Here is a 21,601-nt window from a genome sequence, read left to right as displayed (position 1 = left end):
CCGCATCAGCAGGAAGTGCTGTGAGGGGGCGTCAGTAGAGCTTGCCTCCAGTATTTCCTGCTGACGGAGTTTTGATGCCCTGCATGTATCCTTCAGGGTGTCGCTGTCCCTTCTACCAGTCCCTTGATCTTGTTGACGGTCTCTGGCGCATCCCAGGGGCGGATTCCCGTGATGTTTTCCACTACCTGACCCTGCGGATTTACTAGCCAGCTGCTGGGTAGGCCACTCAGGTTGAGTGCGGATAACAGGCTGTTATCCGGATCACTCATAACTGGCATATCGGGATGCCAGGCCATCTTTTGCCAGAATGCGGACAGTTGTTCAGGTTGGTCGCCAAGATTAATGGCAACGACTGCGAACGGGATATCTTTATGCAGAGCGGTATAGAGATGATCTAACGCCGGTAATTCCTGTACGCAGGGTGGGCACCACGTGGCCCAGAAGTTTATCAGCAGCCATTTACCCTGAAGTGCTGACCAGTCGGGCTGCTCACCCTTTTCAGTGACTACTGCGGAGGCGGTAATGTCGTTCAGATCCGCTGCCAGAGCAGAGACCGGTTGCAAGGAGAGCACACTCATGAACATGCTCAGGGCGATACGAACTGGCCAGGACATCAAGCTAAGACCTCTAACGTGGGGCAGAAGTAAATTTGAAGTGGGCAATAGGATATGTGATACATAAGTCCTCATTCAAATTGTAGGCTGTATCTTCATCTGCTCGGTTGAGTGCGGGCAGGTCGGCTGAACTCTTCCCCATCTGTAATTAATCCTAGGGAGTAAGCATAACGATGAACGTCGCTTTTATCGGGCTGGGTGTAATGGGTTATCCCATGGCTGGGCATTTGCAGAAGGCTGGTCACCAGGTGGCGGTTTATAACAGAACGCAAAGCAAGGCTGAGGCATGGGTGGAAACCTATGGTGGTACGCTAGGCGTCACCCCTGCCGCCGCAGCAGAGGGTGCAGATATCGTGTTCTGTTGTGTGGGTAATGATAACGACCTGCGTGAAGTCATTCTGGGCGAGCAGGGCGCGCTTAAAGGTTTGAAGGCAGGTGCCATTCTGGTCGACCACACAACCGCCTCGGCAGAGGTTGCTCGTGAGTTGTATCAGGCAGCCCAGCAGCAGAGCAGTTATTTTCTTGATGCCCCTGTTTCAGGCGGTCAGGCTGGGGCAGAAAACGGTGTACTGACGGTGATGGTGGGGGGTGACCAGGAGGTATTTGACAGGGCTGAGCCCGTGATTCGCTGTTTTGCCCGTCAGGCTCGTCTGCTAGGAAACGTCGGTGCCGGACAGCTAGCCAAAATGGTCAATCAGATATGCATTGCCGGTATTGTTCAGGGACTATCGGAAGGTTTGCATTTTGCCAAGACGGTAGGTCTGGATGCTGAGGCTGTGGTTGAGGTCATCAGCAAAGGGGCTGCTCAGTCGTGGCAGATGGAAAATCGCTCCAAGACCATGCTGGAAGATAAATTCGATTACGGCTTTGCTGTTGACTGGATGCGCAAGGATCTTTCCATTGCACTCAATGAGGCGCGTAAACAGGGGGCTCATCTGCCGCTGACCGCGTTGGTGGATCAATTCTATGCGGAAGTGCAGAGTCTGGGTGGCGGGCGCTGGGATACATCCAGCCTGATCAAACGGCTGGATGCGTTCAAACAGCGTTGATCAGAGTGCCTGTGCACAGGCTTGTTGTCGCCAGAGCCGAGGCACAATAAAACCTCGGCTTTGCTCCTGCCAGCTCTGTTCTACCTGGCTGAAGCAAACGATCTGGACTGGTCGCGATAAATCGGCACATCGCTTCTGCAGCTGCCCTATATCAAGTAGTACCTCTGCGCTGGGAGATGCTCCCGCCATCCACATTGCATGGCTTAACACCCGATATCGCCGTTGGTGACAGGCGAGTTTATCCAGATCATGTTCTGCAGCCCACCAGCCCCGACGATGGTGTGGAGCGATTTCACTGTCGATAGTCTGGGACCAGTGGCTTTCACTCGATGGATAAAACAACTGGCCAGGAACGATGGCAATGGAGCGGTTGATGGGTGGGAAGCCCCTTTCCTTCAGCAGTGCGGTAGCCAAAGGACTGTGTGCGACAGGAAGCTGTTTCCCTAAAAGGTGGCGCCACTTACGTTGCAAGGTATCGTGCTGAGCGGGGCCTACAAAGGCATCCAAGCCTTGTTGTTGCCGCTCGGGCACGTACAGGTACCATTTCACCGCTAACTCAATGTGAAGGCACAAACCATCCCTGCGAAGCAGAACAAAATCCAGCTCACCCAGCGTACGTCGTTCATACCTCAGCGTCAGGGGGTGGAGCAAACGCTCAACATCCGGATGGTGGGCGAGATAATGATGCAAAAGTTGCTCAGCATAGAGCCCGAGTCTGGCCGGAGCGGGTGACGCCGGTAGTGAGGGCGGTGTATAGGCAGGGAGCCATTCAGAGAGGGTTGAGCAGTGGGGGCCTGTCATCAGCGACGGGCAGTCCAGCAGCCACTTCAGGTCTGCCATTCTGCCCGGCATGGTGGGATGGTGAGTATCGGTCAGGGCGGGAGGCTGTTCAGTCATCATCCAGCATTAAGTGCAGCAGACGACGCATCTCATTGACGTCAAAGGGTTTGTCACAGATGGCGTCCACGCCTGCCTGACGAATGGCACTAAGGCGCGACTGGCTCTGTTCAGACGTAATCATCAATACCGGAATGTGGCTCAGTTGCGGATCTTCACGCATACCGCTGATCAGCTCGGCACCATCCATTTCAGGCATGTTGTAATCCGTTACGACCATGTCGGCAGGCACTTCACTCAGTAGTGCCAGGGCTTCTGCCCCGTTGCCCGCTTCGTGAACATGCTTGATTCCCATGTTGTGCAGCAGGCGGGCGATATGATTGCGCGACAGCGTGCTGTCATCTACCACCATGACGTGCAGCTCTGCCACATCGTAATGGCTAAACAGCAATTCATCTGCGCTGAAGAAGTCGAGGGTGGCCTGAAGCGCCTTGCGTAACGCATCGATGGTGAATGGCTTGGGCAGGATGGCAATGGCGCCCGCCTGCCGAATGGGATCAAGATGTTCGACTTTCTGCTCGCTGGATATCAGCATGAACGCTACATCATCAGTGCCAGGTAGCGTCTTGATCCTGGCAATCAGCTCTGTGCCTGTGCCGGAAGGTAGATAGAGTGCGCTGATCACCAGATCAGGAGGATAACGTTCAATGTGCTGGAGCGCTTCGGGAAGGTCCGCTACTGATTCAATATCATTGCATCCTGCCTTGCGCAGGGCGTCGCAGATAAGCTTGCGCTGCAGGGCGGAGGGCTCAATAAGCAGTATCGCCAGCTGAGAAAAATCGAGTTCATGAACCATAAACGGAATCCAGTAGCCTTGTTGCTTCTTAGTGACGGCGTTCCGTAGCCCTTTACAACTTTAACTCCGGTCTGCACTGATACAGGCACAAAGCGTTGCACGAGTGAAGTGATAGGAAATCTGTTAAAGTCTGCGTGCATTCATCTTAGACACAGCGTGTCCTATTTGGCCAGTGGCATGTCAGAAACAGATATCAATCAGATCCTCGTGAATGGCGCCAGCATCTCCTTGCAGAATCTCAAGCGCGCCCGCAGTTATGAAAGCCTGCTGTTTTACTACGCAGAGATCAGCGTATACCTCGAGGTCTCGTTGTCCGAAGGGGCGGGGATCTCTGACTGGTCGCGAGCCACCCTCTCTTCGTTATTTGCCGAAGCAGCGGAAGAGTTCATGCAGCGCAAACGAAGCTATAGTCCGGCCTCGTCAGTCAGCGGGACCAGATGACTCAATGCTCACACTGCTGCGGTGCGTAAGCTCAGTGCCGTGGCTGGATATAAAGAAGTATGACGGTAAATCACTCACTACCATCTGATCTCCCCGACAACGTGACTGAACCCATGTCACTGGATCAGGCACCACAGCGCCTGGATGTAACGTCACTGCTGGCCAATATGCCTCGCAAGCCCGGCGTCTATCAGATGCTTGATCAGGCTGATCAGATCCTCTACGTGGGCAAGGCGGCAGATCTGAAGTCCAGGGTCAGTAGCTATTTTCGTAACACTGGCCTGTCGCCGAAGACGCAATCGCTGGTCAAGCGTATTGCCCGTGTGCAGTTCACCGTTACCAACAGTGAAACGGAAGCGCTGTTACTCGAACAGAATCTCATCAAGAAGTATCGACCGCAGTACAACATCCTGCTGCGTGATGATAAGTCCTATCCGTACATCTACCTGTCGACGGTGGAAGATTATCCGGCTATTCGCTTTCACCGCGGACCGCAGCGGCGGAAAGGGCGCTATTTCGGACCTTTTCCCAGCAGCAGTGCCGTACGCGACAGCCTGCAGTTGATGCAGAAGGTGTTCCGGCTGCGTACCTGTGAAGATTCGGTGTTCAACAACCGCTCACGTCCTTGTCTGCAGTATCAGATCAAACGCTGTACTGCGCCCTGTGTGGAATACATCAGTACTGAAGACTACGACCGTGATCTGCAGCATGCCGTCATGTTCCTTGAAGGGCGCAACCGCACTTTGATGGAAGAGCTGCAGCAGGATATGGAAAAGGCCTCGGCGTCATTGGCTTTCGAGCAGGCTGCCAGCTATCGCGATCAGATCATCAGCCTGCAGAAAGTGCAGGAACAGCAATATGTTGATGGCCAGACCGGTGATGCCGATGTGTTTGCGGCCGATGTGCGCCCGGGCGGTGGCTGTGTACATGTGCTTTACGTCAGGCAGGGGCGCATACTGGGCTCGCGTACCTACTACCCGCAGTTAAGCGTGGAGGCCACTGAGCCGGAGTTGCTGTCTGCTTTCCTGCCGCAGTTCTATCTCAGTACCTCGGGCCGGGAATACCCTCGCGAAGTGTTGCTCAGCCATTTGCCTGAAGACGCTGATGTCATTGCTGATGCATTGCAGGAGCAAGTGGGGCGGCGTATTTCTCTGAGTTGCCCGCAGCGTGGTGACAAAACGCAATGGTTGAAGCTGGCACTGACCAATGCGCAGGAGAACCTCGCCGCTTATCTGGCTGGCAAAGACAACATGCTGCAGCGCTTTGTTGCGTTGCAGGAGGCCATGGGGCTGGATGAGTTGCCACAGCGGGTGGAATGTTTTGATATCAGCCACAGTTTTGGCGAAGCAACGGTCGCATCATGCGTGGTATTTAATCCCCAGGGGGCAGCTAAAAGTGCCTATCGGCGTTTCAACATTGAAGGTGTCGAGGCCGGTGATGACTATGCAGCCATGCACCAGGCACTGAGTCGTCGCTATGGGCGCCTTACGAAGGAAGGTGAGCGATTGCCTGATGTGTTGTTGGTCGATGGTGGCAAAGGGCAAATGACCCAGGCACGTGAGGTGCTGGCTGAGCTGGGCATTGAATCCATGCAACTGCTGGGGGTAGCCAAGGGACCAACTCGTAAGCCGGGGCTGGAAACCTTGTGGCTGGAGGGGGAGAATGCGCCGCTGGTACTGGATCGCGCTTCACCGGCGTTGCACCTGATCCAGCAGATTCGCGACGAAGCTCACCGTTTTGCCATCACTGGGCATCGTGCCCGACGTGATAAGGCCAGACGCGTGTCCACACTGGAAGATATTGCCGGGGTGGGGCCAAAGCGGCGGCAAGCGCTTTACCGACATTTTGGCGGCATCCAGGGGGTGCGTCACGCCAGTATTGCAGAACTATGCAAAGTGGATGGGATCAGTCAGCAGCTGGCCCAGGATATCTACGATCACCTGCACCCGGGAGGGGTTGAAACGCAGCATGATTCTTAATCTGCCCAATTTACTGACGGCATTTCGGGTTGTTCTGATCCCGGTGATTGTTGTCGTGTTCTATTTGCCATTCAGCTGGGCTCCGTGGGTCAGCGCCTTGATCTTCATGCTGGCTGGGGCCACTGACTGGTTTGATGGCTACCTTGCCCGTAAGTGGAATCAGGCCACCCCCTTTGGCGCCTTCCTTGACCCAGTAGCGGACAAGCTGATGGTCGCCGTCATTCTGGTGATGCTGGTGGAGTCTTATGCCACGCCCTGGGTCACACTTCCTGCCTGCGTCATTATCGGGCGGGAAATTCTTATCTCGGCCTTGCGAGAGTGGATGGCGGAGTTGGGCAAGCGTGCCAGTGTGGCCGTGTCTTTTATCGGGAAGATCAAGACGACGGCACAAATGGGGGCACTGATTGTGTTGCTGGCATTTCTGCCAGGGTCGTGGGAAAGCTGGGTGGGGATTGCCGGGTTATATATAGCAACACTACTTACCCTGTGGTCGATGCTGATCTATATGAAGGCTGCCTGGCCAATGTTGATGGGTAAGGCTTAAAACGGATGCCGCCTGTGTGATGCTTATCGCACAGGCTTGGGACTGGCTTCGGTAAGTCGTTATCACACAAGAAAATTTTCTGAGAAATGAGTGTTGACAGTGAGGGGCAGATCTCTATAATACGCCCCCGAAGCGCAACAAACTGCTTCATGCGGGAATAGCTCAGTTGGTAGAGCACGACCTTGCCAAGGTCGGGGTCGCGAGTTCGAGTCTCGTTTCCCGCTCCAACTTCTAACGAGGTTGATCTTCAGGAATAGGCCAAGAAATTGGTCATGCTATCCGAGGCTGGATGGCAGAGTGGTCATGCAGCGGACTGCAACTCCGTGAACGCCGGTTCGATTCCGACTCCAGCCTCCAATTCTTCATCGATGGTAAAGCTTGTAACGCATAACATTGCGTATGATATGCAAGCATCCTTGCCTGGATGGTGAAATAGGTAGACACAAGAGACTTAAAATCTCTCGACCTTTAGGTCGTACCGGTTCGATTCCGGTTCCAGGCACCATATCTCATCATCGATACTATCTTCTATATCTCTCGTTCTAATGCTGATAAGTGATTTTTTTTGGTTTTTGATCGGCGCGAGAGTGAACCAGTTCCCTCAGTATTTGTTTGCCTACCTTGGTAGGCTTTCTTTTTTTCTCTGATTTTTTCCGCAATTCCCAAATCTGAGTTAAAACCTTTCCGCCATTTTTCTTTGCAATTGCGAAGGGGGGGGTTAGTTTCTGTTTATTGTCGCTCAAGGCCTGATTCTCTTATTCATTTTGCTGCCTTAAACGACAAAACCCTCACAAGGAGGGTTTTTTGCGAGTCTCTGTTTACACACTGACGGCTATGGTCAGGAGACCACCTACACAGACCGCGACCAGAACAAGCAAAAACAATAATTTATTGGCAATCGCCTGTTCATGCTGTGCCTCTTCTGCCGTAAAAGCCGGCAGTGTATTTCCTATACGCATGGGCCACTCCTTCGAAAATGACATCCGGGCAGGCCGGAGCGAATTGTGCCCGAACAGCTGGGTCAGAAGGAGAGTAGTCGAATTTGTAGATTGTATGCAAATGCGACATAGGTCGCATGAGGCGGGTTCAATTGGCAGCAGGCCTCCGCGAGCCAGCCTTTCCTTCCTCTAATAACTGGCATCCAGCGAGAGTGTTCTGCGGCGCTGGCGTAAGAACATAGCCAGCTGACGGCGGCTGACTTCGATGGCTCCCAAACGTAATGCCGCTGCCTTCTTTGCGATAGGAATATCGTAGTGGCTGTGGTGAGTCCCTGGCTTCTGGTGCCAGCAGCGCTCCATTCCCAATGACGTGGCCATGGCATGCAGCTCCTCTTCAGAGTCGGCGACCATATGGCACATCAGCGTATCGCGAAAGGGAATATTGGCACTGTCTACATAAACACTCATGACTACCAGCCCATACTCGGGTCGTGGGGATGCACATCTATAACGTTGCCTGTAGCAAGCTGCAACTTACCGCGTTGGTTCAGTTGTCATAAATATTTTTTACAGCCTTAACAATACTGCAAAAGAACTATGGCGACTGGCTGGGTGGATTGTGAAACGGTGACTATACTCTTTGGCGCTGTTGTCTCTGGATAGGGAAGCGTGCTTCCCAGATGTGCCAGGAGTGTCGTTCCAGTTCGATATTGGTATGCATGAGTGGAGTGTGTGGAGGTCGCAGTGTGCCTTGCCGAAATGACATCAAGCAGATCCAGAAAATACGCTCTGGCTACACCTCTGAGTGGGCGAAGCGCCATAGATCGTGAGATTGCTGTGCATCGTATCTGTGCCGCAGAGTTGAAAATGGCTGGCAACTTCAGTAAGGCGATTGAGAGTGCTGCCAGGGCATTTGAGCTCATCAAGCTGTCCACCACCAACTACAGCCCTGCGGTGTTATTTGAATATCCGCTGGCACTCACACGGGCAGGCAACGTGCAGGAAGCGCTGCAGGCCGCCCAGATTATTGTGGATAACGCTGCCAGTGACTTCTTCAAGCAAGGTCATTACCACTCTGATTTAACCTATGCCACCTTGCTGCATCACTTCCTTATTCAGGCGAATGACAAGCTTGCTGCATTAGCTGAGCAACTGCAGCAGCCTGCGATAGTCCAGCAGGCAAGATCTGCTGCCGCATTTCACCGACAGGCGTTTAACGATGCCGATCAGCCACGAGCAGAACAGGCTGACGCTGCCATGACATCGGCTGAAGACGAGGTCGATCTGTTGGTGTACTGGGATGCTACGGCTGACTATGCTGCGGCAAAGGCCAGGTCACAATGGACCCGTTTTGTGTGCTGGTCAGCCTGGGGGTTGTCGGCTTTTGCCTTGCTGGTGACCGGGATTGTCCTGGCCGGTGGGTTATGACGTCACAGACCGCAGGTAGTGCGAGAGTGAGAAGGAGGTTCCCATTGTACCTCCTTCGTATACGTCACTGACTCAGAGGATCTCGTCTGGTGAACCTTTGCTCAGCTTCACCGCTTTCTCTGAGCCCTTGCGCAGGCGAATGTTCAGCAGCTCCACCAGCACACTGAAAGCCATGGCGAAATAGATATAGCCCTTGGGAATGTGCATATCCAGGCCTTCGCCGAATAACGCCATCCCCACCAGAATCAGAAAACTGAGAGCCAGCATCTTGATAGTCGGGTTGGCATCGACGAAATCGCCAATCGCCTTGGATGCCAGCATCATCACCACGACTGCAATCATAATGGCAATCACCATGACCGGAACATGATCAGCCAGGCCCACGGCCGTAATCACCGAGTCTAATGAAAAAACGATATCAATAATGGCGATTTGAATGACCACCAGCAGAAAGCCTGCCTGGCTTCTGGAGGGCGAGTCGCCTTCGTCAGCTTCATTCAGCGAGTTGTGAATCTCGTGTGTGCTTTTCCAGATCAGGAACAAGCCGCCGAGGATCAGGATAATATCTCGCCCGGAGATTTCCTGTGCGAGGACGCTGAACAACGGAGTGGTCAGGCTCATTACCCAGCTGAGAGATAGCAGCAGCGCAATACGGGTCAGCATTGCCAGGCCCAGCCCAATGATGCGCCCTTGCTGGCGCTGCTCAGGAGGCAAGCGACCAACCAGAATGGAGAGGAAAATTATGTTGTCGATACCCAGAACAATTTCCAGGGCGACAAGAGTAAACAGTGAGACCCAGGCCTGGGGCTCCATAATCCATTCAAACATCGGGCAGGCTCTGCAATGAAAACCTCGCCATGCTACCCGAGCGGACCGGCGTCGGGTAGCTTCACTGCGTTACTTGTCTGTCGCCTTGTTGGGGAGCTACAGCTGATCTAACGCCTGTTGCAAGTCTGCAATCAGATCATCGGCATGTTCCAGCCCCACCGATATGCGAATCAGGCCATCGCTGATGCCGGCGGCATGACGCTCCTCTGCGGTGTAGGGCGAGTGTGTCATGCTGGCGGGATGCTGAATCAGCGACTCTGCATCACCCAGGCTGACTGCGATATGGAACAGGTGAGTGTGGTTGATAAAGCGTTCACCCTCTGCCAAACCGCCACGCAGCTCGAAAGCAATAACGCCGCCCGCAGCGCGCATCTGTGTGCCGATAAAACGATGGCCAGAATGACTGGCTAAGCCGGGATAGTGCACTTTTTCCACTTTAGGCTGCTGTTCGAGAAACTCTGCCACCTGCTGGGCATTCTGGCAGTGTCGTTCCATACGCACAGGCAGGGTTTTCAGGCCTCGAGTGATCAGCCAGGCATCGTGTGGGCTCATGGTGCCGCCAATGTCCTTCAGTGCTGTCAGCTTGATGTGACGGATCATCTCTGCCGAGCCGCAGATAATACCGGCGACCACATCGCCATGGCCGTTGAGGTACTTGGTAGCGCTATGCACGATCAGATCAAAACCAAATTGTGCTGGTTGCTGCAGCAGAGGGGTGAGGAACGTATTGTCGCAGATGGCCAGCAGATTGTGGCTGCGTGCAAAGTGGCCGACAAAGGCCAGATCAACCACGACCAGATTGGGGTTGATGGGGCTTTCCAGAAAAATGGCTTTGGTGTTGCGGCGTAGTGCTCCCTCAATCGCCTGATGGTTGGTCATGTCAATGAAACTGACTTCAATGCCGAAGCGCGTCAGCATATGGCTGATGAGGGCAAAGCTGCAGCCGTAGAGCGCATCGGAAGCAATCAGGTGATCTCCTGCAGACAGATTGGCCAGCAGGCAGGCGGACACGGCAGCCATCCCTGTTGCAGTAGCTGCCGCGTCTTCAGTGCCTTCCAGCGCTGCCACACGTTGTTCCAGCTGCCGCGTCGTGGGGTTGCCCAGGCGACTGTAAATGTAGCCATCCTCCTCCCCGGCAAAACGCGCCGCACCCTGAGCAGCGGAATCAAAGATAAAAGTCGAGGTTTGATACAGAGGGGTGGCAAGAGAGCCAAACTGCTCGTCATTGATGCGACCAGCGTGGATGGCCAGCGTCTCTGGATGCAGGTGGGGTAGGTGTGCGGTGCTGTGGTGCTTGGACATGATGTGCCTATTGTTTTTGTTGTAACCAGAGTGCTTTCAGCAAGGGTCGTACCTCTTTTTAAAAATTATTTAAAATCAAATAGTTATGAGTTTTTTTGGGGAAAGGTAAGTGAGGTTGTATTAGAGGTGAGACAGCAAAGGTGCTGAAACAGATGAAATTGGCTGGATGTGGGTGAAAAACGTGTTTCTGATTTGATACATGTATTAAATATGTGACACTCTTGGCCAGCAGTCTCAATGGCCAGAGTTAAAAAAACAATGAAACTCGACATTCAAGCCGAAGATCGCCTGGGCATGGCGTTGGAAATTCTCAGGGTGCTGGCGCAAAACCAGTGCAATATTCAGGCGCTGGAAGTGATTCCCTGTCACGCCTTTGTTTCCTGCGATGCGCAACCGGACCAATGGCTCCAGCTGCAGCAGCAGATGCTGGTGCTGCCCGGTGTGCAGGCGGTCCGTCAGATCGATCTGTTGCCCAGTGAGCGACGTCGTCAGCATCTGGACATGCTGCTGTCGCGCTTGCCTGATCCGATCATTGATCTGGATAGTGAAGGTGACATTCTGCATTTGAACGCAGCGGCGGCCGATGCGTTTGGAGCCGCCAGAGAGCAGCTGGAGCAGATACCTGTCAGCCGGGTCATCGGCAATGCCGGTATGGGTCTGGACCTGGAAGCACTGCTGCGGCAGGACGGCGCAACCGTGGAAGTGCTCCCTGAAGGCGGTACTTATCTGCTGGATATCCAGCCGGTGATCAGCCACGGGCAGCTGAACGGTGCCGTCATGGTCCTTCGCAGCCCGCAACGTATCGGCCAGCAACTGTCATCGGTTAAGGCGACGCACGGTGAGGGCATCGATACTATCATTGGCATTTCACCTGCCATGCTGGCGTTGCAGCGACAGACGCTGAAGTTTGCTGCACTGGATCTGCCTGTCATGATTCTGGGAGAGACGGGCACGGGAAAAGAGCTGCTTGCCCGCGCCCTGCATGAGGCCGGTCCGCGCGCCAGTGCGCCATTTCTTGCCATCAACTGCGCAACCCTGGCGGAAAACCTGCTGGAAAGCGAACTGTTCGGCTACGCGGCGGGGGCCTTTTCCGGAGCGCAGAGGGGAGGGAAGCCGGGGTTGTTCGAGCTGGCCGACAAGGGCACGATTTTTCTTGATGAAATCGGGGAAATGTCCCCCTATCTGCAGGCCAAGTTACTGCGCTTTCTGCAGGATCTGCGTTTTCGTCGCATCGGTGGAACCAGCGAACTCAGGGTGGATGTGCGCATTCTCTGCGCTACCCATCGTGATCTTGAGGCTATGGCGGATTCCTGCGAGTTTCGTGCTGATCTGTTTTATCGCCTCAATGTGCTCAATTTACATTTGCCCCCCTTGCGACAACGGCGGGAAGACATTCCTCTGCTGGCCGATTACTTTCTGCGTCGCGCCGCAGAGCAGCTGAACTGTAGCAAGCCAACTCTGAGCCGTGAGGCACTGCGACAACTGTGCGAAGCGCCCTGGCCCGGTAACATTCGTCAGCTGCAGAACGTGATATTTCGCTCGGCGGCGTTGCTGGAGCAACAGGATCAGCCTGCCAGTCAGGTGGAAATAGATATTGCCCAGCTGGCCATGGGTGGCCTGGAAGGGCGTCGCCTGACACATGGCGATGAGCCACCTGCGGATTCCGAGGTGTATGCAGCTATGCCGCCCCTGCCGGACGTTTCGAGTAAAGGTGGGGCTGGTGCGGAGCGTGAACTGGAGGCTGTGCAGGGGCTGGATCAGGCATTGGAGGCCTACGAGGCTAGGCTACTGGCCAACCTGTGGCCTTTGTACCCTTCAACGCGGCGTCTGGCACAACGGCTGCAGACTTCCCATGCCAAGATTGCCCGCAAGCTGAAGCGTTACGATATTCGTTGACGCTTCAGCTTGGGTGACCGTCAGAACGCTGAGCGAATCCAGCGGCAGACGTGACGAGTCAGCATCGACTCGTTCAGGGTGTAGAGGTGGAAGAAGTTGACACCTTCCGTATGCAAACGAGTGATCTGGTGACTGAGAATGTTCATGGCCAGCAGACGATGATCGATGTCTTCAGCTTCCACGCCTTCAAACATCTTGTGCAGAAACTCCGGGACTGAGGTCTGGCAGCGTGCGGCGAAGGCGGTCATTTTCTTGAAGTTCAGTACGGGCAGCAGGCCTGGCACGACTTCAGCCTTGATGCCGGCAGCAGCAACCCGGTCGCGATAACGCAGGAAGACCTCAGGGTCGAAGAAGAACTGGGTGATGATGCGGTTGGCACCGGCATCGGACTTCTTCTTCAGATACTCCAGCTCCTTGTCCATCGAGCTGGAGTCAGGGTGGCCCTCAGGGTAGCCGGCTACCGAAATGTCGAAATCCGCTACTTCCTTCAGCGCGGCTACCAGCTCATCGGCATAGGCAAAGCCGTCAGTACGCGGGGTGTAACGCTCCTGACCGGGCATGTCACCACGCAGGGCGACAATGTGACGGATATTGCTCTGCCAGTAGTCCCTGGCCAGTTGCAGCAGCTCCTCACGGCTACCGCTGACGCAGGTCATGTGCGCGGCGACCGGGCAATGCGCCTGTTGCGCCATCACCAGTGCCACCTCTTTGGTGGTGTCGCCAGGGGCGTTGCCACCCGCGCCACAGGTCACGGAGATAAATTCAGGCTTGAAGGGGGCCAGCTCCTGGCTGGCTTTCCACAGCGAAAGAGTTGTTGCAGCAGTTTTGGGAGGAAATACTTCCAGACTGAAATTTGGCTTACTCATGGTTGACGGGCTCCCAAAATAAATCGGCACAGGTTTGGGGATATTCTTCAGGTCTGCCGGGTAGAGTACTCCGACGTTCCCTTTATTGTGTAGGGCATCTTAGAACAAAGGTATCAGGTCAGTAAATTTCATTATTCTCAGGAGTTCTATGAAGGGCATTAAAGTTGCCCCTGAACAGACTGAATGATCAGGCATTTTTTACGCTAATTTTACGCGACAGAATTGGCGTGTAGCCCTACTGTGAGTGGGAGTTCTGGCAGACCTGGCGAGCCTTTCCGGCTGTGGTGGATGCCTGTAGTGAATATTTCCATGCCTGCCTGAGACCTATGCTGCGACGCGCTCGTTTTTACACCGTTCTTCACCTCTGCGGATTTCTCATCATTATTTACAGCCTGTCGATGCTGGTACCTGCCCTGATGGGGCTGCTGTACGGTGAGAGTGATCTGTATGCGTTCCTCAAGACCTTTGCTGGTGCCTTTAGTTGTGGCCTGTTGCTGTGGGGGCTGACGTCGCGCTATCGCGGTGATCTGAAGACCCGTGATGGCTTTCTGGTCGTGGTGTTGTTCTGGTGTGTGTTTTCCAGCGTCAGCGCCTTGCCGTTCTGGTTTGATCAGCGCCTGCAGCTCTCCGTGACCGATGCCTTGTTTGAAGGGATTTCCGGGATTACCACGACGGGCGCATCCATCCTCGACAACATCGATGACCAGCCCAAATCCATTCTGTATTACCGCGCGCAGCTCAACTTTCTCGGCGGGCTTGGCATTATCGTGCTGGCCATTGCCATTCTGCCCATGCTGGGGATTGGCGGCGCCAAGCTGTATCAGGGCGAACTACCGGGCCCCTTGAAGGAGGAGCGCCTGACTCCGCGACTGGCCGACACCGCCAAACATCTGTGGATGATTTACTCCGGCCTGGCTCTGGCCGGAACCCTGGCTTTCCGGCTGGCAGGCATGGACTGGTTTGATGCGCTCTGCCATAGCCTGTCGACGGTTTCACTGGGAGGCTTCTCGACCCATGGCGACAGTCTGGGCTATTACCACAGCGATGCCATTGAGTGTGTGGCCGGGGTGCTGTCCATTCTCGCTGCGGTCAACTTCGCACTTTATTTTGTGGTGTTACGGCGGCGCAGCCTGCTGCCTGTCCTGCGTGATGCAGAGTTCCGCTTTTTTGCCCTGATCGTCACCTTAGTAGTGGGTTACACCTGTTTTTCGCTCTACCACTCCGGCCTGTTCAACGGGCGCGAAGCACTGGTACATGGTTTCTTTCAGGCTGTTTCGGTAATGACTGACAACGGGCTCGGCAGTGCCGGCTTTCCCGACTGGTCACAGGACACGGTGCTCCTGCTGTTTGGCGCCAGCTTTTTTGGTGGCTGTGTGGGGTCGACCTGTGGTGGCATCAAGGCGCTGCGTTTTCTGATTCTGCGCAGGCAAAGCAGCCATGAAATCCGCCAGCTTATCCATCCCGGTGCCGTCTATGTTGCCAAGGTCGGCGGGCGTGCCATCTCCGAGCGGGTGATCAAGTCGGTCTGGGGGCTGTTTTTCCTCTATATCTTTTTCACCTGCCTGTTTACCTGGGCACTGGTGGTGGCTGGCAATGACGTGATGACTGCCTTTGGCACGGTGGCGGCCTGCATCAACAATATGGGGATTGGTTACGGTGCCACCGCAGCCGGTTTTGGTGGCCTCAATGACGTGAGCAAGTGGCTGATGTGCGCCGCCATGCTTTTTGGCCGGCTGGAGATATTCCCGCTGATCGTCGTCTTCTCCCGCACATTCTGGCGCTACTGACGAGGGTGGAGCGGTATGTCTGAAGGGGCAGAGCATCTTCAGCAGGGGGTAAGAGTCGTCTATTTTTTGTACAAAATGACGCTGCCATTCAGTACCTCGTCTGCAAAAAATCAGGTAGAATGCGCGCCTCTCCAAAACCGTGATAGAAGAGCTTCCATACCAACATGAGTGCTACAAATCCCAAGGTCGGATTCATTAGTCTCGGCTGTCCCAAGGCCCTCGTCGATTCTGAGCGGATCCTGACCCAGCTGAGAACCGAAGGCTACGAAGTTGTGCCGACGTATCAGGACGCCGACCTGGTGGTAGTCAACACCTGTGGCTTTATCGATGCAGCCAAGGCTGAGTCCCTTGATGCTATCGGCGAGGCCATCAAAGAGAATGGCAAGGTCATCGTCACCGGTTGCATGGGTGGCAAGGAAGAAGATATCCGCAAAGTACATCCGTCTGTACTGAGCGTGAGCGGTCCGCAGCAGTATGAGCAGGTGGTTAACGCCGTGCATGAATACCTGCCCCCCAAACAGGATCACAACCCCTTTATCGATCTGGTGCCACCACAGGGCATCAAACTGACACCACGTCATTATTCCTATCTGAAGATTTCCGAAGGCTGCAACCATCGCTGCACTTTCTGCATCATTCCATCACTGCGCGGTGATCTGGTCAGCCGTCCGGTGGGTGATGTGCTGGATGAAGCGGAGCGTCTGGTCAAGGCGGGCGTCAAGGAGCTGCTGGTGGTGTCTCAGGACACATCTGCTTACGGTGTTGATCTGAAGTACCGTACCGGTTTCTGGCAGGGCCGTCCGGTCAAGACCCGCATGACTGAGCTCTGCGAAGCGCTGGGCAGCATGGGCGTATGGGTACGCCTGCATTATGTCTATCCCTATCCCTCCGTGGATTCTGTCATTCCGCTCATGGCAGAAGGCAAGATCCTGCCTTATCTGGATATTCCCTTCCAGCATGCCAGCCCGCGTGTACTGAAGGCGATGAAGCGCCCGGCAGCGGCAGAGAAAACGCTGGAGCGTATCCAGGCCTGGCGCAGTATCTGCCCGGATATCACCCTGCGCAGCACCTTTATCGTTGGCTTTCCCGGCGAGACCGAAGCCGAGTTTCAGGAGCTGCTCGACTTCCTTGACGAAGCACAGCTGGACCGTGTTGGCGCCTTTGCCTACTCACCCGTAGAGGGTGCGGTGGCCAATGACATCGCACCGCTGATTCCTGAAGAAGTGCAACAGGAACGTCTGGCACGCTTTATGGAAAAGCAGGCTGAAATCAGCACCCGCAAGCTGGCCGCAAAAATCGGTCGTGAAGTGGATGTATTGATTGATGAAGTCGTGGAAGAAGGCGCTGTGGGTCGTACCAAGGCTGATGCTCCTGACATCGACGGTCAGATCTTCCTTGATGGCGCCACACATCTGCAGCCCGGCCAGTTCGTTAAGGCAGTGGTCGAAGATGCCGATGAGCACGATCTGTGGGGCTCCCTGCGTTAAGAGCGTCAGTTACGATCCGGCTACACGGGATCGTGAGCACGAGCTGAATACCTTCGTAAGTCATAGTGAAAAGGGCGACCATGGGTTTGCCCTTTTTTGTATTTAAAGCAATAGACTTTGTCGTTTTAGGCATCATTACTGCACTGGTCATCCCGGACAGATGGTTTACCATGGTTCTACTTATTATCTGTTTGGTTAAAAAATGATCCACAGCTGAGCCCCGAAGGGGCAGAGTGAGGCAGTGTACGTTATGACGAATCCCAGTCACCCCCATGTACTTGACCGGCTGCTGATGGAAAGCGGCGGTGTCGAAGCCATGGTTGCGCGTGACTCGCCGGGGCATCGCATCCTCACCGAGCAGGAGCGTGAAGTGTCGTTACAGGCCACGCTGGCCAGCAGGCCTGCAGGCGATGTGTGGCTCTTTGCCTACGGCTCACTGATCTGGAATCCGACGATCCACCATGCTGAAAAACGCGTGGGTACCATTCATGACTGGCATCGCTCCTTTTGCCTGTCAGTAACGGCAGGGCGTGGTTCACCATCTCAGCCGGGACTGGTGCTGGCGCTTGATCATGGTGGCAGCTGTACTGGTGTGGCCTATCGACTGGAGCCGCAACTGGCCGAGCCGGAGCTGCGCATGCTCTGGCGGCGGGAAATGGTATCGGGAGCCTATATTCCCCGCTGGTTGCCTGTTGCTGATGTGGCGGGTAACTGCTTTGGCCACGCACTGGCGTTCACCATTGATCATGCAGGTCAGCAATATGCCGGTGATCTGTGTGAGAGTGAGATCGTGCGTCGGCTGTCGCTGGCTGCGGGGGCGCTGGGCTCAGCCGCAGACTATCTGTTCCACACCTGCGAAGGGCTTCGGCAAAGCGGTATCAATGACGGAGAGCTGGAGCAGCTGGCCTGTCAGGTGCGCCGTTGTCAGCAGGGGCAGTAATAGCGTTTGTGGAAAAACCAAAGGGGGCCATGGCCCCCTTTGGTTTTTGGCTGTCTGAGCAGGCTTGATGCGGTTCAGACGGGATGCGCAGTCACAGCATTTCCCGCAGACGTGCTCTTACCAGATCAATCGCTACCCGATTGCGCGCACCCCCCGGAACGATGAGATGGGCATGTTCCTTGGAGGGGTTGATGTACTTCATGAACATCGGCCGTACGGTGGCCTGATATTGCTCCAGAACGGAATCCAGCGTTCGTCCACGCTCATTCACATCCCGTTGCAGGCGGCGCAGCAGGCAGACGTCCAGCGGGGTATCCATATAGATACGAGTGTGCATCAGGTTACGCAGGCGGGCATCGGTGAAGATCAGGATACCTTCAAGGATGATGATCTTGCAGGCAGGCAGCGGCTGCACTTCGGCGGCGCGGGTATGCAGCTTGTAGTCGTAGACCGGCACGTTGACCGGCTCGCCCTGCAGCGCCTGCTGCAGTTGGGTCAGAAGCAAATCGTGATCAAAGGCATCGGGGTGGTCGTAGTTGGTCTTGACCCGCTCCTCCATGGCCAGATGAGTCTGGTCTTTGTAGTAACTGTCTTCACGAAGAATGGTGATCTGTGCCGAGCCGAACTCATGCAGCAGTGCATCTGAAAAAGAACTCTTGCCTGATCCCGAGGCGCCCGCAATTCCAATAATGACCGTGTTGCTAGTAGGCATAGTGAAGCAGCTGAATGAAGGAGGATAAATACAGGGTAGACCGGAAATGCCGATCTGCCACACACCTGAACTGACGTTGCCGCTTCCGCGACTGGCTGCACAAGGGCAGCATGCATCAGTCTGAACAAAAAGGTGGGCGGCAACCAACTGAAGGGGGTGTCGGCTGCCGCCGCGGGTTATCGTTTGTGCTATTCCTGATCAATCGCGCCCATGGCGGTGATATTGAAGCCTGCATCCACATAGGTGATTTCACCGGTGATGCCCGAGGCAAGATCGGAACAGAGGAAGGCGGCCACGTTACCCACTTCGGAAGTGGTCACGTTACGACGCAGGGGAGTGCGCTTCTCGTTGTAATCAAGCATCTTGCGGAAGCTCTTAATACCGGATGCCGCCAGTGTGCGGATTGGACCAGCAGAGATACCGTTAACGCGGATGCCTTCAGGGCCAAGGCTGGTTGCCAGATAGCGCACATTGGCTTCGAGGCTGGCCTTGGCCAGACCCATGACATTGTAGTTGGGCATGGTGCGAACCGCGCCCAGATAACTCAGTGTCAGCAGGGCACCATTACGGCCTTGCAGCAGTGGGCGGGCTTCCCGTGCCAGAGCGGTGAAACTGTAGGAGCTTACATCGTGAGCGATGCGGAAGGCATCGCGACTGGTGGCATCGGTAAAGTCGCCATCCAGTGCTTCACCGGGGGCGAACGCCACGGCGTGGACAACGCCATCAAGATAATCCCAGTGCTGACGCAGCAGGGTAAAGGCTTCGGCAATCTGCTCATCACTGGCGACATCCAGCGGGAACACCAGATTCGATCCCCACTGTTCGGCAAAGCCAATCACCCGCTCTTTAAGCTTGTCGTTCTGATAGGTGAAAGCCAGTTCTGCACCTTGCTGGTGCATGGCTTCAGCAATGCCATAGGCGATTGACATCTTGCTGGCGACACCAACGATCAGGAAGCGTTTACCTTGCAGAAAACCCATGTTGCTACCTTAGTCACGAAGAACGCAAAAGGCCGGGTTTGACGTCGGTATCTCTCCTGAACCACAGAGAATGCTGATGTCTGCTACCGCTCTACCCACAGCCGCCAAGGCCCGCATGGCGCGGGCAGAATTGGCGAAGTATAGCGGAAGTTGCCGATATTGGCGACCGTAGCGTCAGACTAAGGTTGTAGGGAGAGGCTTCGGCTAATCATCAAAGGACCCGCATTTAACATGGAGGAAAGGCGTTGGTGCCACTAAAGTTTCCTGTTTATATGTCCTGTGTGTACGCAATTGCAGCACATGGACTGCGTTGTTAGCAGGAGGATAAATGGCAAAGAATGAGCACGACCAGCGCTACTGGCTGATAGAGCTACTGGCCTACTGGGAAGGGCGCGTCAACGTTAGCTATCTGGAGCGCGAATTTCATCTGTCGCGCCAGCAGGCCAGTAAAGTACTCGGTAGTTACCGGGAGCAGCTGCCTGACAATCTCGACTATTCCTATACGCACAAAGCCTATCTCCCCTCTGTCACCTTTACTTCTCGCTTTATCAGCGGTGAGGCTGACGAGTACCTGCAATGGCTGCAGGGTATTCCACGTCATCACCTGCAGGTGGCGCCGCAATATATTGCCGCAGACACTCAGGCCCATCGTGCATGCGCTGACCTTTGGCCTCGCGGCCGACATCGACTATGCCTCCGTCACCAATACCACCGAGGAGCGCATTATTGCCCCCCACGCGCTGGTGCTGGCCGCAGGGCGCTGGCATGCGCGGGCATGGTGCCTGGCACGGCAGGAATATCGGGACTTTGTGCTGGCCCGTACCCGTTCGGCCAGTGTCGACGATAGCCGAGAGATTCCCTCGCCACAGCATGATCATGCCTGGCACACCTGGGTAGAGCTGGTTTTTGCGCCAGACAGCCGGTTGGCACCAGAGCGGCAGCGGGCACTAGAGCAGGAATACGGCATGAGCGACGGCAGGCTGATCATCCGCGAACGTGCCGCTCTGGCCAATTACCTGATCAAACAGATGGGGGTCAATATCAAGTTCCTCGATGCCCTGCCTGAGGCTCAGCAACTGGTGCTTGTCAATAAACGCGACATTGAGCAGTGGCTGTATTGAACGGCTTGAGGGCGCGAAGACGCAGGTAATGTCAATTTAGTTGACCTGTATTAATTCACATATCGGTGAATAGCCCAGGATGTGGAATGGTGGACGTGGACAGGGCAGAGGACGTGACACATGAGCATCGATATTGCGTTGATTTTCCGCTACTGGGGCAAGGCCCGAAAGCCGGATGAACAGGGAACAGAACCATACCACTTGCTGCCTTATCACAGTCTGGATGTAGCCGCCTGCGGCTGGGTGTTGTTGTCTGACGAGTTCCCCTGGTGCCAGCGCTGGGCGGCGCAGCTGGGTATCCCGGCTGAGCAGTTACGCCGTATTTTTGTCTTCTTTCTCTGCTTGCATGATCTCGGAAAGTTTGCCCGGGCTTTTCAGGGGCTACGCCCCGATATTCTTCGTGCGCTTGCCAATGCAGAGGCCAGTTACTCTTACGCTAACGTGCGTCATGACTCACTGGGCTATCAGCTGTGGCGTGACCGCGATAATGGCATTCAGGCGCTGTTGGCGGAGCTGCTTGATGTGCCGGTGGAGCACGTCCGCGTCAGCAATCAGCTCGATAGCTGGTTTGAAATTGTCACGGGCCACCATGGCCAGCCGCCACAGCGAACAGCACTACATCTGCCGAATTACTTTCATCAGGATGATCGGGAGGCTGCATCCGTCTTTGTAAGACAAATGTGGCAACACTGGTTATTACCTGAAGATACGGCGTTGCTGCTGGATAAAGCGGTAGGGAAGACACTTAAAGCCTGCTCATGGCAGTTGGCCGGATTAGCCGTGCTGGCGGACTGGCAGGGCTCTAACCGGGCGTTTTTTCACTACTACACCACGCCCATGGCGCTCGACCAGTACTGGCATGACGTCGCACTGCCCGCCGCCACTCAGGCGATTGCTCATGCGGGTATCACGCCTGCACAGCCAGAGCCTTTTGTCGGCATCGAGCAGCTCTTCCCCTTTATCCAGACCCCTACACCGTTGCAGCACCATGCCATT

21 protein-coding genes, 3 tRNA genes and 1 pseudogene are annotated in these 21,601 nt (G+C 55.1%); 14 read left to right on the top strand and 11 right to left on the bottom strand.

Going from position 1 to position 21,601, the window contains the following annotated elements:
• Positions 1-92 precede the first annotated feature (92 nt).
• A complete protein-coding gene (locus tag QCD60_RS28705; protein WP_279790714.1) occupies positions 93-614 on the bottom strand; it encodes a TlpA disulfide reductase family protein in 522 nt (173 codons plus the stop codon).
• 173 nt (positions 615-787) lie between these two features.
• Here QCD60_RS28705 and QCD60_RS28700 point away from each other — a divergent pair, with 173 nt between their 5' ends.
• The gene (locus QCD60_RS28700; protein ID WP_279790712.1) at positions 788-1,663 is read left to right on the top strand and encodes an NAD(P)-dependent oxidoreductase; all 876 of its coding nucleotides are present in this window, start codon (positions 788-790) and stop codon (positions 1,661-1,663) included.
• Here the strand turns inward: QCD60_RS28700 and QCD60_RS28695 are convergent, their stop codons facing one another.
• Positions 1,664-2,503, bottom strand: a complete 840-nt coding sequence (locus QCD60_RS28695; RefSeq protein WP_279790710.1) for a DUF1853 family protein — start codon at positions 2,501-2,503, stop codon at positions 1,664-1,666.
• 49 nt (positions 2,504-2,552) lie between these two features.
• Complete coding sequence (locus tag QCD60_RS28690) at positions 2,553-3,356, bottom strand: response regulator (RefSeq protein ID WP_104153867.1); 804 nt, start codon at positions 3,354-3,356, stop codon at positions 2,553-2,555.
• 177 nt (positions 3,357-3,533) lie between these two features.
• Between QCD60_RS28690 and QCD60_RS28685 the strand changes: the two genes are divergently transcribed.
• The 6 genes from QCD60_RS28685 to QCD60_RS28660 all read left to right on the top strand — a co-directional run bounded on the left by QCD60_RS28685 (position 3,534) and on the right by QCD60_RS28660 (position 6,825).
• The gene (locus QCD60_RS28685; RefSeq protein WP_146074267.1) at positions 3,534-3,797 is read left to right on the top strand and encodes an excinuclease ABC subunit C; all 264 of its coding nucleotides are present in this window, start codon (positions 3,534-3,536) and stop codon (positions 3,795-3,797) included.
• Positions 3,798-3,856: 59 nt separating this feature from the next.
• Positions 3,857-5,776: an excinuclease ABC subunit UvrC gene (gene uvrC / locus QCD60_RS28680; RefSeq protein ID WP_347950286.1), complete on the top strand. Its 1,920-nt coding sequence runs from the start codon at positions 3,857-3,859 to the stop codon at positions 5,774-5,776.
• Positions 5,766-6,320 carry a CDP-diacylglycerol--glycerol-3-phosphate 3-phosphatidyltransferase gene (pgsA, locus tag QCD60_RS28675; protein WP_279790707.1) on the top strand — a complete coding sequence of 185 codons (555 nt, stop codon included), beginning with the start codon at positions 5,766-5,768 and terminating at the stop codon, positions 6,318-6,320. The genes uvrC and pgsA overlap by 11 nt, the downstream gene beginning before the upstream one ends.
• Before the next feature lie 151 nt (positions 6,321-6,471).
• A tRNA-Gly gene (locus QCD60_RS28670) sits at positions 6,472-6,547 on the top strand.
• A 56-nt stretch (positions 6,548-6,603) separates the two neighbouring features.
• Positions 6,604-6,677, top strand: a tRNA-Cys gene (locus QCD60_RS28665).
• Positions 6,678-6,738: 61 nt separating this feature from the next.
• Positions 6,739-6,825 (top strand) — tRNA-Leu (locus tag QCD60_RS28660).
• A 37-nt stretch (positions 6,826-6,862) separates the two neighbouring features.
• Here the strand turns inward: QCD60_RS28660 and QCD60_RS28655 are convergent.
• The 3 genes from QCD60_RS28655 to QCD60_RS28645 form a co-directional block, all read right to left on the bottom strand.
• On the bottom strand, positions 6,863-7,063 hold the full coding sequence (locus QCD60_RS28655) for a hypothetical protein (RefSeq protein WP_279790705.1): 201 nt from the start codon (positions 7,061-7,063) through the stop codon (positions 6,863-6,865).
• Positions 7,064-7,138: 75 nt separating this feature from the next.
• Positions 7,139-7,279, bottom strand: coding sequence for a hypothetical protein (locus QCD60_RS28650; RefSeq protein WP_279790703.1), 141 nt, complete (start codon positions 7,277-7,279; stop codon positions 7,139-7,141).
• 168 nt (positions 7,280-7,447) lie between these two features.
• Positions 7,448-7,726 carry a DUF4031 domain-containing protein gene (locus QCD60_RS28645; RefSeq protein ID WP_279790701.1) on the bottom strand — a complete coding sequence of 93 codons (279 nt, stop codon included), beginning with the start codon at positions 7,724-7,726 and terminating at the stop codon, positions 7,448-7,450.
• A gap of 369 nt (positions 7,727-8,095) precedes the next feature.
• On the opposite strand from QCD60_RS28645, the gene QCD60_RS28640 reads away from it, so the two are divergent.
• Positions 8,096-8,686, top strand: coding sequence for a hypothetical protein (locus QCD60_RS28640; RefSeq protein ID WP_279790699.1), 591 nt, complete (start codon positions 8,096-8,098; stop codon positions 8,684-8,686).
• 72 nt (positions 8,687-8,758) lie between these two features.
• Here the strand turns inward: QCD60_RS28640 and QCD60_RS28635 are convergent, their stop codons facing one another.
• On the bottom strand, positions 8,759-9,514 hold the full coding sequence (locus QCD60_RS28635; protein WP_279790697.1) for a TerC family protein: 756 nt from the start codon (positions 9,512-9,514) through the stop codon (positions 8,759-8,761).
• Positions 9,515-9,610: 96 nt separating this feature from the next.
• Positions 9,611-10,816 carry a methionine gamma-lyase gene (megL, locus tag QCD60_RS28630; RefSeq protein WP_279790695.1) on the bottom strand — a complete coding sequence of 402 codons (1,206 nt, stop codon included), beginning with the start codon at positions 10,814-10,816 and terminating at the stop codon, positions 9,611-9,613.
• 237 nt (positions 10,817-11,053) lie between these two features.
• Between megL and QCD60_RS28625 the strand changes: the two genes are divergently transcribed.
• On the top strand, positions 11,054-12,712 hold the full coding sequence (locus QCD60_RS28625; protein WP_279790692.1) for a sigma 54-interacting transcriptional regulator: 1,659 nt from the start codon (positions 11,054-11,056) through the stop codon (positions 12,710-12,712).
• 20 nt (positions 12,713-12,732) lie between these two features.
• Here the strand turns inward: QCD60_RS28625 and QCD60_RS28620 are convergent, their stop codons facing one another.
• Positions 12,733-13,578 (bottom strand): methylenetetrahydrofolate reductase, encoded by an 846-nt coding sequence (locus tag QCD60_RS28620; RefSeq protein WP_279790690.1) that lies wholly within the window; start codon positions 13,576-13,578, stop codon positions 12,733-12,735.
• A gap of 326 nt (positions 13,579-13,904) precedes the next feature.
• On the opposite strand from QCD60_RS28620, the gene QCD60_RS28615 reads away from it, so the two are divergent.
• The 3 genes from QCD60_RS28615 to QCD60_RS28605 all read left to right on the top strand — a co-directional run bounded on the left by QCD60_RS28615 (position 13,905) and on the right by QCD60_RS28605 (position 17,792).
• Positions 13,905-15,365 (top strand): TrkH family potassium uptake protein, encoded by a 1,461-nt coding sequence (locus tag QCD60_RS28615; RefSeq protein ID WP_279790688.1) that lies wholly within the window; start codon positions 13,905-13,907, stop codon positions 15,363-15,365.
• 164 nt (positions 15,366-15,529) lie between these two features.
• Positions 15,530-16,852, top strand: a complete 1,323-nt coding sequence (rimO, locus tag QCD60_RS28610; RefSeq protein WP_110187728.1) for a 30S ribosomal protein S12 methylthiotransferase RimO — start codon at positions 15,530-15,532, stop codon at positions 16,850-16,852.
• 250 nt (positions 16,853-17,102) lie between these two features.
• Positions 17,103-17,792 (top strand): gamma-glutamylcyclotransferase, encoded by a 690-nt coding sequence (locus QCD60_RS28605; RefSeq protein WP_279790685.1) that lies wholly within the window; start codon positions 17,103-17,105, stop codon positions 17,790-17,792.
• A 91-nt stretch (positions 17,793-17,883) separates the two neighbouring features.
• On the opposite strand, the gene udk is transcribed toward QCD60_RS28605, so the two are convergent.
• Both udk and QCD60_RS28595 read right to left on the bottom strand, forming a co-directional pair.
• The gene (gene udk, locus QCD60_RS28600) at positions 17,884-18,504 is read right to left on the bottom strand and encodes a uridine kinase (protein WP_104153854.1); all 621 of its coding nucleotides are present in this window, start codon (positions 18,502-18,504) and stop codon (positions 17,884-17,886) included.
• Between the two features lie 188 nt (positions 18,505-18,692).
• Complete coding sequence (locus tag QCD60_RS28595) at positions 18,693-19,484, bottom strand: enoyl-ACP reductase (RefSeq protein ID WP_104153853.1); 792 nt, start codon at positions 19,482-19,484, stop codon at positions 18,693-18,695.
• 626 nt (positions 19,485-20,110) lie between these two features.
• Between QCD60_RS28595 and QCD60_RS28590 the strand changes: the two genes are divergently transcribed.
• Together QCD60_RS28590 and QCD60_RS28585 are read left to right on the top strand one after the other, a co-directional pair.
• The gene (locus QCD60_RS28590; protein ID WP_279790680.1) at positions 20,111-20,605 is read left to right on the top strand and encodes a WYL domain-containing protein; all 495 of its coding nucleotides are present in this window, start codon (positions 20,111-20,113) and stop codon (positions 20,603-20,605) included.
• A 120-nt stretch (positions 20,606-20,725) separates the two neighbouring features.
• Positions 20,726-21,412: pseudogene (locus tag QCD60_RS28585) on the top strand (CRISPR-associated endonuclease Cas3''); the annotation flags it as partial.
• Between the last annotated feature and the right edge of the window lie 189 nt (positions 21,413-21,601).

This window comes from Pokkaliibacter sp. MBI-7 (assembly GCF_029846635.1).
Classification (GTDB): Bacteria; Pseudomonadota; Gammaproteobacteria; order Pseudomonadales; family Balneatricaceae; genus Pokkaliibacter.
Note: the sequence above shows the minus strand (reverse complement) of the source record. Positions and strands in the feature narration are given on the sequence as shown.

Excerpts from the sequence above, each read along its gene's own strand:
- QCD60_RS28705 (WP_279790714.1), bottom strand. The coding sequence starts at position 614 with ATGTCCTGGCCAGTTCGTATCGCCCTGAGCATGTTCATGAGTGTGCTC.
- QCD60_RS28700 (WP_279790712.1), top strand. The coding sequence starts at position 788 with ATGAACGTCGCTTTTATCGGGCTGGGTGTAATGGGTTATCCCATGGCT.
- QCD60_RS28695 (WP_279790710.1), bottom strand. The coding sequence starts at position 2,503 with ATGGCAGACCTGAAGTGGCTGCTGGACTGCCCGTCGCTGATGACAGGC.
- QCD60_RS28690 (WP_104153867.1), bottom strand. The coding sequence starts at position 3,356 with ATGGTTCATGAACTCGATTTTTCTCAGCTGGCGATACTGCTTATTGAG.
- QCD60_RS28685 (WP_146074267.1), top strand. The coding sequence starts at position 3,534 with ATGTCAGAAACAGATATCAATCAGATCCTCGTGAATGGCGCCAGCATC.
- uvrC (WP_347950286.1), top strand. The coding sequence starts at position 3,857 with ATGACGGTAAATCACTCACTACCATCTGATCTCCCCGACAACGTGACT.
- pgsA (WP_279790707.1), top strand. The coding sequence starts at position 5,766 with ATGATTCTTAATCTGCCCAATTTACTGACGGCATTTCGGGTTGTTCTG.
- QCD60_RS28650 (WP_279790703.1), bottom strand. The coding sequence starts at position 7,279 with ATGCGTATAGGAAATACACTGCCGGCTTTTACGGCAGAAGAGGCACAG.
- QCD60_RS28645 (WP_279790701.1), bottom strand. The coding sequence starts at position 7,726 with ATGAGTGTTTATGTAGACAGTGCCAATATTCCCTTTCGCGATACGCTG.
- QCD60_RS28635 (WP_279790697.1), bottom strand. The coding sequence starts at position 9,514 with ATGTTTGAATGGATTATGGAGCCCCAGGCCTGGGTCTCACTGTTTACT.
- megL (WP_279790695.1), bottom strand. The coding sequence starts at position 10,816 with ATGTCCAAGCACCACAGCACCGCACACCTACCCCACCTGCATCCAGAG.
- QCD60_RS28625 (WP_279790692.1), top strand. The coding sequence starts at position 11,054 with ATGGCCAGAGTTAAAAAAACAATGAAACTCGACATTCAAGCCGAAGAT.
- QCD60_RS28620 (WP_279790690.1), bottom strand. The coding sequence starts at position 13,578 with ATGAGTAAGCCAAATTTCAGTCTGGAAGTATTTCCTCCCAAAACTGCT.
- QCD60_RS28615 (WP_279790688.1), top strand. The coding sequence starts at position 13,905 with ATGCTGCGACGCGCTCGTTTTTACACCGTTCTTCACCTCTGCGGATTT.
- rimO (WP_110187728.1), top strand. The coding sequence starts at position 15,530 with ATGAGTGCTACAAATCCCAAGGTCGGATTCATTAGTCTCGGCTGTCCC.
- QCD60_RS28605 (WP_279790685.1), top strand. The coding sequence starts at position 17,103 with ATGACGAATCCCAGTCACCCCCATGTACTTGACCGGCTGCTGATGGAA.
- udk (WP_104153854.1), bottom strand. The coding sequence starts at position 18,504 with ATGCCTACTAGCAACACGGTCATTATTGGAATTGCGGGCGCCTCGGGA.
- QCD60_RS28595 (WP_104153853.1), bottom strand. The coding sequence starts at position 19,484 with ATGGGTTTTCTGCAAGGTAAACGCTTCCTGATCGTTGGTGTCGCCAGC.